Origin of the sequence: Candidatus Poriferisodalis sp., from assembly GCF_965203655.1 — a bacterium.
GTDB lineage: Bacteria > Actinomycetota > Acidimicrobiia > Acidimicrobiales > Poriferisodalaceae > Poriferisodalis.
In genome coordinates, this window is sequence record NZ_CBDBDD010000009.1 from 1,013,896 (window position 1) to 1,027,645 (window position 13,750).

Annotated in this window: 15 protein-coding genes and 1 pseudogene; 10 read left to right on the forward strand and 6 right to left on the reverse strand. The window is 66.9% G+C overall.

The genetic code is table 11. The annotated features are described in order from the left end of the window. Positions 1-14 precede the first annotated feature (14 nt). Positions 15-278 carry a hypothetical protein gene (locus tag ACOGW9_RS15930; RefSeq protein WP_419856030.1) on the forward strand — a complete coding sequence of 88 codons (264 nt, stop codon included), beginning with the start codon at positions 15-17 and terminating at the stop codon, positions 276-278. 10 nt (positions 279-288) lie between these two features. After that, the gene (locus ACOGW9_RS15935) at positions 289-1,200 is read left to right on the forward strand and encodes an MBL fold metallo-hydrolase (RefSeq protein WP_419856031.1); all 912 of its coding nucleotides are present in this window, start codon (positions 289-291) and stop codon (positions 1,198-1,200) included. A 10-nt stretch (positions 1,201-1,210) separates the two neighbouring features. On the opposite strand, the gene ACOGW9_RS15940 is transcribed toward ACOGW9_RS15935, so the two are convergent. The 4 genes from ACOGW9_RS15940 to ACOGW9_RS15955 form a co-directional block, all read right to left on the reverse strand. After that, positions 1,211-4,267 carry an N-6 DNA methylase gene (locus ACOGW9_RS15940; protein ID WP_419856032.1) on the reverse strand — a complete coding sequence of 1,019 codons (3,057 nt, stop codon included), beginning with the start codon at positions 4,265-4,267 and terminating at the stop codon, positions 1,211-1,213. An 83-nt stretch (positions 4,268-4,350) separates the two neighbouring features. Then, entirely contained in the window at positions 4,351-4,581 is a 231-nt protein-coding gene (locus ACOGW9_RS15945; protein WP_419912983.1) for a DUF418 domain-containing protein, read from the reverse strand. Next, positions 4,503-5,474, reverse strand: coding sequence for a DUF418 domain-containing protein (locus tag ACOGW9_RS15950; RefSeq protein WP_419912985.1), 972 nt, complete (start codon positions 5,472-5,474; stop codon positions 4,503-4,505). Before ACOGW9_RS15950 ends, ACOGW9_RS15945 begins: the two co-directional genes overlap by 79 nt. Positions 5,475-5,517: 43 nt before the next feature. After that, positions 5,518-6,609, reverse strand: coding sequence for a Zn-dependent alcohol dehydrogenase (locus ACOGW9_RS15955; protein WP_419856034.1), 1,092 nt, complete (start codon positions 6,607-6,609; stop codon positions 5,518-5,520). A 179-nt stretch (positions 6,610-6,788) separates the two neighbouring features. Here ACOGW9_RS15955 and ACOGW9_RS15960 point away from each other — a divergent pair, with 179 nt between their 5' ends. The 6 genes and pseudogenes from ACOGW9_RS15960 (at position 6,789) to ACOGW9_RS15985 (ending at position 10,613) form a co-directional block, all read left to right on the forward strand. After that, entirely contained in the window at positions 6,789-7,055 is a 267-nt protein-coding gene (locus ACOGW9_RS15960) for a hypothetical protein (protein WP_323673011.1), read from the forward strand. Positions 7,056-7,061: 6 nt separating this feature from the next. Beyond that, positions 7,062-7,385, forward strand: coding sequence for a carboxymuconolactone decarboxylase family protein (locus ACOGW9_RS15965; RefSeq protein ID WP_419856035.1), 324 nt, complete (start codon positions 7,062-7,064; stop codon positions 7,383-7,385). Positions 7,386-7,595: 210 nt separating this feature from the next. Next, a pseudogene (locus ACOGW9_RS15970) lies at positions 7,596-8,201 on the forward strand (acyl-CoA thioesterase domain-containing protein); the annotation flags it as partial. A gap of 121 nt (positions 8,202-8,322) precedes the next feature. Continuing rightward, entirely contained in the window at positions 8,323-9,174 is an 852-nt protein-coding gene (locus ACOGW9_RS15975; RefSeq protein WP_419912987.1) for an acyl-CoA thioesterase, read from the forward strand. Continuing rightward, a complete protein-coding gene (locus tag ACOGW9_RS15980) occupies positions 9,171-10,049 on the forward strand; it encodes a 1,4-dihydroxy-2-naphthoate polyprenyltransferase (protein ID WP_419912989.1) in 879 nt (292 codons plus the stop codon). The genes ACOGW9_RS15975 and ACOGW9_RS15980 overlap by 4 nt, the downstream gene beginning before the upstream one ends. Before the next feature lie 60 nt (positions 10,050-10,109). Further along, entirely contained in the window at positions 10,110-10,613 is a 504-nt protein-coding gene (locus ACOGW9_RS15985; protein WP_419912991.1) for a YbaK/EbsC family protein, read from the forward strand. A 13-nt stretch (positions 10,614-10,626) separates the two neighbouring features. Here ACOGW9_RS15985 and ACOGW9_RS15990 read toward each other — a convergent pair whose 3' ends face one another. Next, entirely contained in the window at positions 10,627-11,346 is a 720-nt protein-coding gene (locus ACOGW9_RS15990) for a ubiquinone/menaquinone biosynthesis methyltransferase (RefSeq protein ID WP_419912993.1), read from the reverse strand. Continuing rightward, positions 11,343-11,786: a hypothetical protein gene (locus ACOGW9_RS15995; protein ID WP_419912995.1), complete on the reverse strand. Its 444-nt coding sequence runs from the start codon at positions 11,784-11,786 to the stop codon at positions 11,343-11,345. The genes ACOGW9_RS15990 and ACOGW9_RS15995 overlap by 4 nt, the downstream gene beginning before the upstream one ends. Positions 11,787-11,907: 121 nt before the next feature. Between ACOGW9_RS15995 and mshD the strand changes: the two genes are divergently transcribed. Beyond that, a complete protein-coding gene (gene mshD, locus ACOGW9_RS16000) occupies positions 11,908-12,666 on the forward strand; it encodes a mycothiol synthase (protein ID WP_419912997.1) in 759 nt (252 codons plus the stop codon). After that, positions 12,663-13,745 carry a 23S rRNA (adenine(2503)-C(2))-methyltransferase RlmN gene (gene rlmN / locus ACOGW9_RS16005; protein ID WP_419912999.1) on the forward strand — a complete coding sequence of 361 codons (1,083 nt, stop codon included), beginning with the start codon at positions 12,663-12,665 and terminating at the stop codon, positions 13,743-13,745. The genes mshD and rlmN overlap by 4 nt, the downstream gene beginning before the upstream one ends. Positions 13,746-13,750 lie beyond the last annotated feature (5 nt).

Consider the following 13,750-nt stretch of genomic DNA (forward strand, 5'->3'; position numbering starts at 1 on the left):
TCTATGGTGAAGTCATGATCGCTGGCGTCCTCGCCGCCACTCCGATCGTGGTTGACGCGTGGGTGCTGCTGGTGGCAGCTGCAAGCATCGTCGTCACCGTGCTTGTCACGGTCTTGGGTACGGGCTTGACGATCACGTTCCATCTCGCCGGTCGCATCGACCATCAGTCCGAGGAGATCGTGCTGGTGCGCGAACGCGTCGCGCGCTTGGAGGCCCTCTTCGCCCGTCTCGGTGACTCATCGGGGCCAGCAACGGAGTCGCCACCAGCGGACGAATAGGGTCCCCGGCATGGCTACGACGCTCGACTGGTACGGGTGCGCAACGTTCCGGCTGCGCACGGCCGGCCTCACGGTCTTTCTCGACGCCTACATCGACCGGGCTGACAACGCGGTGGGTCCGGGCCTGACCGCTGACGATGTCACCGAAGCGGACTGGGTGCTGGTGGGCCATTCGCACTTCGACCACCTCTACGGGGCCGAGCGCATCGTGGCCAACACCGACGCCACCCTGATCGCGTCGTACGAGTCGGTGCGGGTGATGGCCGAGGCCGGAGTGCCCGAAGAGCGGATGATCTGCGTGGCCGGCGGCGAGACGGTGGATCTCGCTCGGGGAGACCGCGGAGCTGGCGTGCGGGTGTCGGTGTATCCGAGCCAGCACTCCTGCGTCTGGTCGCACACCCAGATGGACCAGCCCGACCACGTCTGCCTGGGCGACCTCGGCGTGACCTGGCAGGAGCAGCAGCAGAAGTTCGCCGAGCTGATGAAGTACTTGGCGACGGAAGTCGATGCCGACACCAGCGCGCACATCGCTGCGTCGGCCGCCGGCCACAGCGACCGGGGCGACGGGGGAGCGCTGCTGTTCCTGATCGAGGCGCCGGACGGCTCGGTGCTGTTCCAGGACACCTCGGGTCACTGGTCGGGCGTGATGCGCGACCTGCGCCCCGACGTGGCGATCCTCGCGGCGGCGGGTCGCGGCAACATCGACGGCGAGCCCATCCAAGGCTCGCTGGCACAGTTCATCGGCCGCCAGGCCGACCTGCTGCGGCCCCGCAAGGTCATCCTCGGACACCACGACAACTGGCTGCCGGGCTTCTCGGTGCCGACCGACACGACGTCCATAGCGGCCGAGCTGGCACGGGTCACGCCGAACGTCGAGTTCCTCGAACCCGGCTACATGGAAGCCACGCCCATCCTCCCGTAGAGCGGCCTGCTCACGCAGGAAGCGGCATCTTCAAGAGTTCCGCGACGGCGTGCTCGATCTTGGGGCCGAGATCGCTCGACGCGAGGCTCTCTCTGACCCGGGAGCGCATTCTGCCGTGGGCCTTCATCTCCGGAATCTCGAGTTCTGCCACGAATCGCTCTGCTTCGGCGCCGAGAGATGCCAGATTGCGATGCAGGCGGTCGAGACTGTCGTAGAGCGGTATCGGCAGCTTCCAGAGGTGCGACCCGATGTGGCGGCCGCCTCCTTTTCCCGAAACCATGTACGGCTCAACGGCCTTGGTGACAGCCGCGCAGTTCAGGACAGCGCACAGATACTGGGCTTCTTCGACTGAACGCATCGGTGCCCAGTCGAGTTGATGCTCGACCAGCGCATATGGGGCAGTCACCCTGCACGCTGTGACGTGCATGCCCGAGACAGCGCATACGACTCGTGTTCCCGAGAGGGGGTATTGCGACGAGAGCTTGCCGTAATGGTCCAACGACTCTTGCAAGCTCAGTGATGAGACGGCGTGCTCATCCCAGAGAGATGTCGCTGCCTGCCACCATCGTGCGAGGCCTTCATGAGCGTCGATATCCGCGTCGTCCAGCATCTTTCTTCCGTCGAATGGGAGCAGCGCTTCCATCGGCTGCCGTTGCATGAATGGAAGGACCGACTCGCCCATCAGGAGAGGAAACACAAACTCCTGCTCCACTACTCCGCGTAGATCAGGCAGCTTCTTCCATGCATACTTGGCATATATCCCACGGTCCGAACGCACGGCCCGTCGGCCGGACCCGACGCCGAGCGGCGGTGCCACGTCTGGTTTGACGGTCGTCAAGAGACGTGGGTAAATGTTGGCCCCGTTTCGAAATATCGGCTTGTAGGGCGACGACGGCTGGGTTGCTTCGACAGGTTCGTCAACCTGAACAGTGCGCGAGAGCGCGGCGCGAACGGAATCCCAATCGGCGTTCGGGTTGTGCAGCTTGCCTGTCCACCGCTCGAACTGGGGAGTGAGCGTCTGGGCTTCGCGAGATCTGGTGCCGAACACGACACACGCTGTGCGAGGAAAAAAGGTATGACTGATGTCCGACAGCTCCCAAGGCATCCGCCAGTTGATGCACACGTTGTCACTCTTCCCGACCGCGTACCGACCTGCGCGAAGCCCGTCGGACTGTGCCCTCGTTCGCACTCCGGCCGGCATGACAAACGCCAGGTGCCCGTCGACTCGCAGGTATTGCTCCACAGCCCTGACGACGAACAAGTCGGCGAGGTCCTGATGCGTCGCGACATGCCTGCCCGACCACAGACCACGTGTGGTCGACATTTCGCGAAAAATCATCTTCATGGACTCTGTCATGTGCCGGTACGCCAGCCACGGCGGATTGCCAATCAAGACATCGCAACGATTGTCCGGCAGCGCCAGCCAAGCGGGGCGGGCCAGATTGCGGACGTAGTAGCCCCAGATGTGGTCGCGGCGCTCATCGTGAAGGCGGCACATGGCCTCGAAGGTGGCGCGCACGGTGACGGCATCGGCTTCAGAGAGGCCATGTCGATTCGCAATCGAAGCAAAGACCGTCGGACGAGAGCTGGGTTCGCGTGTCGTGGCCGTCTCCGCAAGGTCAGAAACGAGCGCGTCGAACCGATCGGCATCGGCCAGGAGGGCCTGAGGGAATCGAAGCTGGTCGGCAAACAGGTGTGCACCGTCACTCGTGGTCACGTTGAGCGTCTCTGACGCAAAGATGTCGCCGCGTTGGCCCCATTGGAGCGCGTCGCCGAGAAACACGGGAATTCTCAACGGCCCTCTGTCGGACGCTGACAGCCGCTCGGCGCCGATTGCGAGCAGATAGGTGACGCGGGCCAGAGTCACCGCCACCGGATGCACGTCAACGCCGAAGACCCGCCGAGCAACTCCTGCCACAGCATCACCGTTCGCGATGCCCGCGCGCTCGGCAGCGGCCAGGTAGCCGCGCACTGCGTGAAAGAGGAACGTGCCAGACCCGCAGCTGGGATCCAAGACCGTCATCTGGATGGGGTCGGTGACGACTTCTTGGATCATCGCTTCGGCCAGAAAGTCAGGCGTGTAGTACTCACCGAGCCGCTTTCGGGTGTCAACGCCGATGACCGACTCGTAGATCGTCTTCATGACGTCATGCGTTACGTTCGACCAATCGAACTGTTGCAGGCGTCTCGCGAGAGCTGCGACCCACACGGTTCCAGGCTCGCCACAGTTGAGGGGCCAGTCGAAGAAATCGTGATCCACGACTCCGTGTATCTGTGACTGCTGTCCGAACAGCTCGCCCCGCAGCAGGCTGGCCGGCGTGAGCTGGGTGATCGGATAGCCGAGCACTGCGTGTGCCACGCACTCGGCGGTGGCAACGAGCAGGGTGTGCTCGACGAAGAGATCGTCTTCGTTGTCGCCGAATTGCGTACCGAGCGCCGTCGTCAGGAGCTTTGCCCAAAGTTCTCGCTTGATCTGGATTTCTGGATTGTCTCGGTTCGCTTCGTACATCCCGCGCAGTGCAGCGCGTTCGAGTTCATGCCCGGGGCTGTCGGCACCGAGCCGACTTGAGAGCGCCTCACGGGTCGGAATGACCTCGTGCTGCGTGGCCAGTACGGCGGCGAGCCACGTGATCAGTGGCTCGGGTTCCGGGGATGTGGGATCCACCTCGTGCACGGCCACCGGCCCGAGGCCGTCTTCGACGCGGTGGAAGAGGTGCCAGTCGCGGCCGTCCGTCACGATTCCGACGTAGCGCTGACTGAGTTGGCGCTCGCGTTCGGCGACGTAGCCGCTCAACTGCGCAGTCGCATCTTCGAGCGACGCACCGCTGGCGAGCGATCTCTTGACCTCGATAACGGTTCGACCGATCTCGATGTCAATCCTGCGGCGGTCGCCGAGGGGGGCTTCCAAGGTCACATCGATGATGTCGTCGTCGGAAATGTTGAGTCCCGAGGCGATCAGCAGGAGGCGGATGTCCGACTGGACGGTGGCCTCGGTCCGGCCTGGAGCGCTGCGGTCGCAGAGCCGGCCGACGACGGCCCCCAAGTCGACCGCGGCCTCTGGATTCACTCGTTCGACTGTAACGGCGCACTGCGGCGACCCTCTTGCAATTCGGCCGACTAACGGGTCCCCGTCAGTAGCTCAGCGGTTCGCTAGCGAGCATGTATTGGCTGCCAGCGGCGGTAGGTGGCGCAGCGCCACAGCCATTCGACGGGACCGAAGGCGAATCGGTCCAGCCAGGCCTTCGACCACCACAGCTGCACCGCCCACACGGCCACCACGAACATGGCGATCCCGCTGCGGCTCAGATCCAGATCGTCGAGCAGAACGCCCAGCACCAGCAGGCCGAATGCTGTCTGGGTGAGGTAGTTGGTGAGCGCCATGCGTCCCGCGGCGCGGATGCGCTGTCGCAGGCCCCCTCCCTCGCCGAGTTCCACAGGGCGATCAGGCTGAGGTAGCCCAGGCACAGCGGCACAGTCGCCAGCGTGTTGGGGATGGTGCCCGCCACGGCCCAGTCGATATCGAAGCCCGTGGCGGCCATCAGTGCGAACCCGGCAGTCGACAGCGGCAAGCCGACGCCGAGGCCCCATGCGGCCATGCGGCAGTAGAACGACGGCGTCTGGTTGCCGCTGATGACACCTGTCCGGTAGAGCGCCGCCCCGATGAGCATGGCGCCCAAGGCTCGACCGAAGTAGTCGGCCAGGAACCACGTCTCGATGACGCCGTAGTAGTCGCCGTAGTGCCAGAAGTCGATCAGCACGCTGGAGAAGCTGCGCAGCGACGACTGCACGACCCACGAGATAACTGCCACTGCGACGTAGCACGTGCCGCCCAGCGCAAGGAGCACCTTGGCGGGCAGGCGTCGCAGTGCGAGCACGACCGGCGCGCACAAGGCGTAGGCGAACAGCACGTCGCCGTCCCAGAACGACAGGTGCACGATGCCGATGCCCAGCAGCAGCGCGTTGCGCCACAGGCTCAGCAGCACGCTGCGCCTGCCCTTCGCCGCGGCCCGCTCGGCGAACAGCACTACGCCTGCGCCGAACAGCATCGAGAACAGGCCCATGAACTTCTGGTCGGCGAAGATCTCTCCGGCGCCGCCGACAACCCAGTCCAGCGCCGTCCGCGAGCCGCCGGCATCGAGGTTGGCGTAGGCGGCGGCGGGCAGGCCGAATGCCACGGCATTCATCGTCAAGATGCCGAGCACGGCCACGCCGCGCACGGCGTCGAGCGTCGTGATGCGTTCAGCGGCCCGCGTTGCCAGCGGACCCGACGTCATGGCAGTCGGGCGAGGACTGCAGGCTCGCGGGCCGGCAGCGACCTCAGTCGAAGGTGATGACGGTGCGGTTGGATTCGCCGGCCTTCATCCAGCCGTAGCCCTCGTTGATCTGCTCGAGGTCGATGCGTGCCGAGATCATCTCATCGAGCATGAGGCGGCCATCGAGGTAGAGGTCGATCATCATCGGGATGTCGCTGCGGAACTGGTTCGAGCCCATCATCGAGCCCTGCAGCTTCTTCTCCGACAGGAAGTCGATGCCGCGCAGCTCGACCTTGGTCTTCGACGGCACCATGCCGATCACGGTGGCGGTGCCGCCGATGTCGAGCATGTTGAACGCCTGCTGCACCGTCTCGGCCAGCCCGATCGCTTCGAAGCTGTATTCCACCCCGCCTTTGGTCATGTCCTTCACGGCGGTCACCACATCGTCCACCTCTGCGGCATTGACCGTGTCGGTGGCGCCCATCTGACGGGCAGTCTCGAGCTTCGTCTCGGTCATGTCCACTGCAATGATCCGACCGGCGCCGGCCACGCGGGCGCCTTGCACGGCCGACAGGCCGATGCCCCCGCAGCCGATCACGCACACCACGCTGCCCACGCCGACGCCTGCGGTATTCACCGCCGCACCGAAGCCCGTCGTGACGCCGCAACCGATCAGGCATGCCCGGTCGAGCGGCATGTCGGGCCGCACCTTCACGACGGCGTTCTGATGCACCAGCATCTGCTCGGCGAAGCCACCGAGCCGAGCCATCTGGCCCACCTCAGTGCTGTCGTCACGCTCCAGTCGGGCTGCGGCGCCCTTGGCCCGCGAGGTGGCCCGGATGTTGGTGCAGCGGTGCGGGTTGCCCGACAGGCAGCGGTGGCATTGGCCGCAGAAAATCGACAGGCACGCCACCACATGGTCACCGGGCTTCACGTAGCTCACGTCGCTGCCCACGGCCTCCACCACGCCGGCCGACTCGTGGCCCATCACCATGGGCAGAGGCGTGCGGAACAGGCCTTCCATGAAGTGCAAGTCGCTGTGGCACAGACCAGCGCCCACCGTCTGGATGAGCACTTCCTGCGGTCCGGGCGCGTCGATGCGCAGGTCCTCGATCTCCAGATCGCCCGGCTGTTCGCAGAGCACAGCTGCCTTCATGTGACGCCCCCTCGCGTTGTACGGCCACGACAGTGGCTTCGCTTGACATTGCCGAGATTAGGCGCGCAGCGGAAAGTGCGTGCCCGCCGACGCCCTTCGCGTCCGGGCTGCCATCGGCCGCCCAGGTGGAGGGTGCGGTAGCGTCGTTCCCAGCGAGCCACGGCCGTCGAGGGGGAGTCATGGCGAATGAGCACGGCTACTTGCCGAAGGTGACCGAGCTGGACGACAAGCAGCAACGCCGCTTGGACACTTGGTATGCGAAGGCCTACACCGACGACAACCTCTTCCGGACGCTGGCTGCCGACGAGACCACCATCGACCTGTTCCTCGGTTGGGTCGGTGCTGTGTACGGCGGCCATCCCGACGAGGATCCCGGTGCACTCGACCGGCACATGATCGAGCTGTGCCGCATCCGTATGGCCAACCGGAACGAGTGCTTCCACTGAAGCCTCGTGCGCAGCGCATCGTTGGTGCGCACCGGACTGACCGACGAAGTCGTGGCCCAGCTCGTCGACTACGAGGCTTCGGACCTGCCCGAGTCGTGGAAGGCAGCCCTCGCGCTGTGCGATCGGCTCTCGGGATACGAGCACAAGGGCGTGATCCCACCTGAGCTGTACGAACGGCTGGGGGATCACTTCAACGAGCAGCAGATACTGCGCTTGGGCGCATTGCTCGCGTCTGCGAGCGGATGGCATCGGATGATCGAGGCATTCGGCATCCGGCCCGACCACTACCAGGCCCAACAATCTGCCCCTTGGGCCGCAGCAGCGGGTTGAGCGCGGGCCCGCTGGGGCGCGTCGCGAGATCAGGCTTGACAGCACTCGTCTAGCTTCGGCGCGGTGACCCCAGAGGCACCCGACACCGAACCGCTGTCGCCGGGCAGCCGGCTCGCAGAGGTCGTCGAGTTCTTCGGCGTGCAGGCCACCGACGACGAGTTGCGCTGGCTTCTGCCCATCTCGCCGAACGTTGCCAACTATCTCGGTGTGATGCACGGCGGCTGCGCGCTCGCGTCGGTCACTGCCGCTGCCGAGACATGGAGCGAACGGCCGGTTGCATCGGCTTCGGCGCAGTTCATGTCCCGTGTCCCTCTCGGTGGCAGCGCAGAGATCACGTTTGACATCGGGTCGGCCGGCAAGCGGATGACCCAGGTGCTCGCGCAGGTCGTCGATGCAGCCGACGGCAGCGTGCTGATGCGAGCGCTGCTGTCGCTGGGCGGTCGGCGGCTCGGCATCGACCAGGACTGGGTGCAGCCGCCGGATGTTCCGGCGCCGGAGGAGTTGACGCGCCGTTCTGTGCCGGACAACGCCGTTCCATCGTTCAGCACAGAGGCCGACATCCGGTTTGCGCCCTACAGCGCCGGCGATCGCAGGATCCTCTGCTGGGCGCGACTCGCTGGCACGCTGGCGTCCACCCGCCAGGGTCTGATTGCGTTGGCGGACACGCTCGCAACGGGGATGCACCTGAGCCTCGGCCGCAAGTGGCGTGGCGCGAGCCTCGACAACACTGTGCGCATCGCAGGCGACGCCGACTGCGAATGGGTGCTACTCGACATCGAGACCGACGGCTTCCACAACGCTGTCGGTCACGGCGTCGTGCGGATCTTCGCCCCCCCATGGCGCTTTGCTGGCGACAGGGAATCAGTCATTCGCCGTGGCGCGGGTGGCCGGCCCCCTCGAGGGCTTCCGGCTGTAGTCAGCACTAGCTTTCGGCTCCGTGAGCGCCGAAGCTGCCACAAGCGACGCTGCGCCGCAGGACCCGCACGTCGGCGAGGTGATCGAGTGGTTCGGCCTCCAGTCGACGGCCGAAGAGCTGCGTTGGCTGCTGCCGGTGACCTACGACGTGGCTGGTGCCACCGGCACGCTGCATGGCGGGTGTGCGCTCGCGGCCGCCGTGGCGGCTCTCGAGAGCGTCACCGGCCGGCCCATGGCCGCTGCATCGGCGCAATACCTGGCGCGGCTGCCGGTGGGCGGCTGTGCGGCCGTCGCTCTCGACATCGGCGCCAGCGGCAACCGGATGACCCAAGCCTCCGCTGAGATCACCGATGCCGCCGACGGCCGGGTCATTCTGCGTGCGCTCGTGTCCCTCGGCGGTCGGCAGCTAGGCATCGACCAGACGTGGACGACCGCCCCCGACGTGCCGCCGCCGGACTCGTGCGAGCCCCGCGGCCCGACGTCGATCGAGGGCCGCTCGTTCACCGACCACGCAGACATCAGGCTCGCCGGGCAGCAGCCGGGCGAGCGCCACGTCCGGTACTGGGCGCGCCTCGACGACACGCTGGCATCGACCGGGCCGGGCCTGACGGCGCTGGCCGACCTGCTGCCGAGCGGCATGCGCGTCAGCCTCGATGCCGGATTCAGGGGATCCAGCCTCGACAACACGGTGCGGATCTCCGGCGAAGCCGAGAGCGAATGGGTGCTCCTCGACATCGAATCCGACGCCGTCCACAACGCCATCGGCAACGGCATCGTTCGCATCTATGCCTCCGACGGGGGGCTGCTGGCGACCGGCACCCAGTCGTTCGCGATCACCCGCATCACTGGTCCCCTGGGCTCGCCGCAGCAATGACGGGCGCACGCACGTGGCTGGCCGGAGCACGGCCACGTACCTGGCCGGCGTCGCTGGTGCCGCCGTTCGTGGGCACTGCAGCGTCCGACGCCGTGGCAGACGGCGGCATCGTGTGGTGGCGAGCCGCCTTCGCGCTCTTCGTGTCGCTGTGCATCCAGATTGCTGTCAACTACGCCAACGACTACAGCGATGGGGTGAGAGGCACCGACGTGGCCCGGGTAGGTCCGCAGCGTTTGGTGGCCTCGGGAGCGGCGTCGCCGGCCGCGGTGCGGAATGCGGCGTTCGCAGCCTTCGGCGTGGCTGCCATGTTCGGCATCGTGGTGGCCGCCGCGGTGTCGTGGTGGCTCGTCGTGGCCGGCGGAGCGTCGATGCTCGCAGCGTGGTACTACACCGGCGGCCGGCGTCCATACGGCTACCGGGGCCTCGGCGAGCTGTTCGTGTTCATCTTCTTCGGGCTGGTGGCGACGGCGGGATCGGCGTTCGTCCAGGACGCCCGCCTCACGATGCTGGGCATTGCTGCCTCGGTCCCGGTGGGCTTGGGCTCGGTGGCCCTGCTCATATCGAACAATCTGCGCGACCTGCCGACCGACGCACAGGCCGGCAAGCGCACGCTGGCGGTGCGGATGGGCGACGGGCCGACCCGTGCCATGTACGCAGTGGTCGTGGTGTTGATGGTGTTCTCGCCGATGTACCTGTCGCTGCTGCGACCGTGGACGATGCTGGGGCTCGCCGCCATCGCGTTCGCTGTTGCGCCCGTTCGCGCGGTGGTCCGCGGCGCCAGCGGTGCTGCGCTGGTGACGGTGCTCGCAGCAACCGGCCGCCTGCAGATCGTCGTGGGCGCCCTGCTGACCGTCGGCCTCGCCCTCGGACCATGACATCGGCAACACCCTGCTGCCACCCGTGGCTGTGCCCATGCGATCCGCAATGATGTCCCGATGAGCACAGAAGCAAGTTCGGGGGCAGTGCTGGAGCATCTCGCCGCGCTGGGCGTGGCCTACGAGGTGGTGGAGTGCGACCCCGACTTCGCCGACACGGCGCAATTCTGCGAGCGCTACGGCTATTCGATGGATGCGTCGGCGAACGCCATCTGCGTGGTGGGCAAGTCGGCTGAGCGACCGATGGCGTGCTGCTTGGTGCTGGCGTCAACGCGGCTCGATGTGAACGGCGTGGTGCGGCGGCGGTTGGGCACCCGCAAGGCGTCCTTTGCCGATGCCGACGAGACCATCGCACGCACCGGGATGATGATCGGCGGCGTGACGCCGTTCGGGCTTCCCCCGGACATCCCGGTCTGGATCGACAGCCGGGTGATGGACTGCGATGCGGTCATCGTGGGCGGCGGCTCACGAGACTGCAAGATCCTGTGCCCGCCCTCCTCGCTCGCCCAGATCGCCTCGGCGGAGGTCGTGACCGATCTGGCGAAGGCGCCGCCTCAGGCTTGAAGCGTCTCGCCGCTCAGGTCCTGGCGGCGACATCGCGAGTCGCCGTGATGAGCTGGGCGATGCCGCCGCTCAGTGCCTCGCGCTTGACGTCGCGGAATCCGGCCCCAGCAATCAGGCATGCCAGTTCTGGTGTCGGGGGCAGGTACGCCACCGATTGGGGCAGGTAGCGGTACGCCGACCGGCTTGAGAGCAAGCTCCCGATGGCCGGCACCACCCTGCCGAAATAGAACCGGTGGCCTGCCCGCAGCAGCGGGTTTGCGGGCTCGGCGACTTCGAGCATCGCGATGCGGGCTCCCGGTCGCAGCACCCGGGCCAGCTCGGCGAAGAACGATCCCAGGTCGGCGAAGTTCCTCAGCGCGAATCCGCAGGTTGCGCCCGCCAAGGAGTGCGAGCGCACACCCAGGCTCAGCGCATCGGAGCGCACGAGCGGCGCGTGGGTGGTTGCTCTGGCGAGCATGCCGGCGGAGAAATCGACTCCAATGGCCCATAGTCCCGCCGCTTCGAGTTCATTGCACAGGTCGCCGGTGCCGCACGCCACGTCGATCACGGTCTCGCCCGGGGCCAGACCGAGCGCCGCCACGGCACGCCGCCGCCAGCGGGTGTCAAGGCGAAACGTCAGCAACCGGTTCAGCAGGTCGTAGCGCGGCGCGATCTCGTCGAACATCGCCTCAACGGCCGCAGCCTTGTCCTGCGGCTGCGGCAGCTCCGATGCAGGCCGCCGGCGGGATCTCACGTGAACCAGACGCGTCGATGACTGCGGCTGATCGGGTGGAAGAGCAGCACCAGCAGCAGTGCGTCGAACATCAGCCGCATGAACACGCCCAGTGCCAAGCCGAATCGCGCGCCCCACCACAGCGTCGCGATCGTCGAGTACACCGCCGCAGACGAGCACAGCCAATGGCCCCACCGGCGCTCGCTGGATGTGCCGATGCCGCCTACCACGAAGGCGCCGCCGAGCAGCAGCGTCACGGCCGCCGGCACGACGGCGTCCGCAAGGTTCTGGGCGGTGCGATCGCTCGCTGCCAGCGACACGATCGCCTCGAGAATGTCCACCGCCACCTGCCACTCGACTCGCGCCCCGAGCAGCAGGAACACCGCAGAGAAGTAGCTCAGCAGCACAGCGCTGTAGAGCGTCTGAGGCTGGCTGCGGTTGACCCACTTGATCCGGTTCACCGCGCAAGTGTGGCACCCGCCGCCGGTCGTCGGCTGCCAGCTGCGCCGTCGCGGTGCGGCCTTGGCGGAACACCGGCGCGCCGCCCGGACACCACACATGAGCGGCGTTAGCCTCGCCCCGGTGAGTGCTCCAGCGGGTGCCGATCCCGTCATCTCGATCGGCGCCGATCAGCACGGCGCCGTCGTCGAGGCCGATGCCTCGCAATGGCAGCCGGCAGCGATGGCCGCTGCGCTGCGGCGCCAGATCGACGACATCGCTGGTCCGGTCTCGGTTTGGATCGACCATCCGGACCACGCAGAGACACCACGCAGCGACGCAGCGCCCGCCCAGACCGCGCTCGGGCGCGAGCTGGCACAGCTGGGCCTGACATTCGAACGCGATCTGTATCGCATGGAACGGTCGCTGCCGATGGACCAGCCCAGCGGCATCGAGACGCGGTCATTCGTCGTGGGCCAAGACGAGGCCGCCTGGGTGGAGGTCAACAACCGGGCGTTCTCATGGCACCGCGAGCAGGGCGGGTGGACGCTCGAGCAGGTTGCCGAACGTCAGGCAGAGCCGTGGTTCGATGCCGACGGCTTCAGGGTGTACGACATCGACGGCGAGATCGCCGCGTACTGCTGGACGAAGGTGCACGATGACGAGGACCCGCCGGTGGGCGAGGTGTACGTGATCGCCGTCGATCCCGCCTACCACGGCCGGGGGCTCGGGCGGGCACTCACGCTGGCGGGTTACGAGCATCTCGCTGACAGTGGCCTGAGCCGGGCCATGCTCTATGTCGACGCTGACAACACCCCGGCCGTCACGCTGTACCTCGACCTCGGCCTGGAAGTTGCTGTCGTTCGGCGCCTGTTCACCGGCGTCGGTGCCGCGCGACCGTGACGGTCGCCGACCCCTCGCTGGCAGACCTCAGCCGGGCTGAGCTCGCAGAGCTGCTCGACGGCGAACCCGCCTACCGGTTGGATCAGGTGTGGGACGGCCTGTACCGGCAGCGCCGTCCGCTGGCTGAGCTCAGCAATGTTCCCAAGGCGCTACGTCACGCCATCGGCGAACTGCTGCCCGAAGCGCTTACCTTGGTGCGCACCCAATCGGCCGACCGCGGCGCGACCGCCAAGCACTTGTGGTCGCTGCGCGACGGTCACCTGGTCGAGTCGGTGCTCATGCGCTATCGCAACCGGACCACGCTGTGCATCAGCAGCCAAGCCGGCTGCGCCATGGCATGCAGCTTCTGCGCCACGGGCCAGGTGGGTTTCGACCGCAACCTGAGCGTTGGCGAGATGGTCGCCCAAGTGCTGGGCACGCTCCAGCACGCAAGCTCACAAGACAGCGCCGTGAACATCGTGTTCATGGGCATGGGCGAGCCGCTGGCCAACTACGACGCCGTCTGGGACGCCGTCGAGCGCTTCCATGGCGACATGGGTGTCGGCGCGCGACACATCACCATCTCCACGGTCGGCGTGATTCCCGGCATCGTGCGACTCGCCGCTGCCAGCCTGCCGGTCAACTTGGCGGTCTCGTTGCACGCCGCCAACGATCGGCTGCGCAATCGCATCGCGCCAATCAATCGCACGTACCCGTTGCGTGACCTCGCTCGCGCACTGGCCGACTACCGGCGTGCGAAGCGGCGACGCATCAGCTTCGAATGGGCAATGATCTCCGGTGTCAATGACCGCGACAGCGACGCTGCGGAGCTGGCCGCGTATGCACGACCGCTGGCGGCCCACGTGAATCTCATCCCCTTGAATCCGACCCCCGGCTACGACCACACTCCGTCGTCCTCCGAGCGGATCGAGCACTTTGCGGAACGACTGGCATCGCACGGGGTGAACGCCACCGTGCGCGTCAATCGGGGCACCTCGATCGATGCAGCCTGCGGGCAGCTGCGTGCCGACAAGCAGGTCTCGATCGGTCGCCGCGGCCGCTCCGCCCGGAGCGGCGCACGCACCCGGATCAAGCGTTAGGGACG

Bases quoted from the DNA above. Each gene is read 5' to 3' on its own strand.
- ACOGW9_RS15985 (WP_419912991.1), top strand. From the start codon at position 10,110: ATGAGCACAGAAGCAAGTTCGGGGGCAGTGCTGGAGCATCTCGCCGCG.
- ACOGW9_RS15935 (WP_419856031.1), top strand. From the start codon at position 289: ATGGCTACGACGCTCGACTGGTACGGGTGCGCAACGTTCCGGCTGCGC.
- ACOGW9_RS15930 (WP_419856030.1), top strand. From the start codon at position 15: ATGATCGCTGGCGTCCTCGCCGCCACTCCGATCGTGGTTGACGCGTGG.
- ACOGW9_RS15960 (WP_323673011.1), top strand. From the start codon at position 6,789: ATGGCGAATGAGCACGGCTACTTGCCGAAGGTGACCGAGCTGGACGAC.
- ACOGW9_RS15955 (WP_419856034.1), bottom strand. From the start codon at position 6,609: ATGAAGGCAGCTGTGCTCTGCGAACAGCCGGGCGATCTGGAGATCGAG.
- ACOGW9_RS15980 (WP_419912989.1), top strand. From the start codon at position 9,171: ATGACGGGCGCACGCACGTGGCTGGCCGGAGCACGGCCACGTACCTGG.
- ACOGW9_RS15950 (WP_419912985.1), bottom strand. From the start codon at position 5,474: ATGACGTCGGGTCCGCTGGCAACGCGGGCCGCTGAACGCATCACGACG.
- ACOGW9_RS15945 (WP_419912983.1), bottom strand. From the start codon at position 4,581: ATGGCGCTCACCAACTACCTCACCCAGACAGCATTCGGCCTGCTGGTG.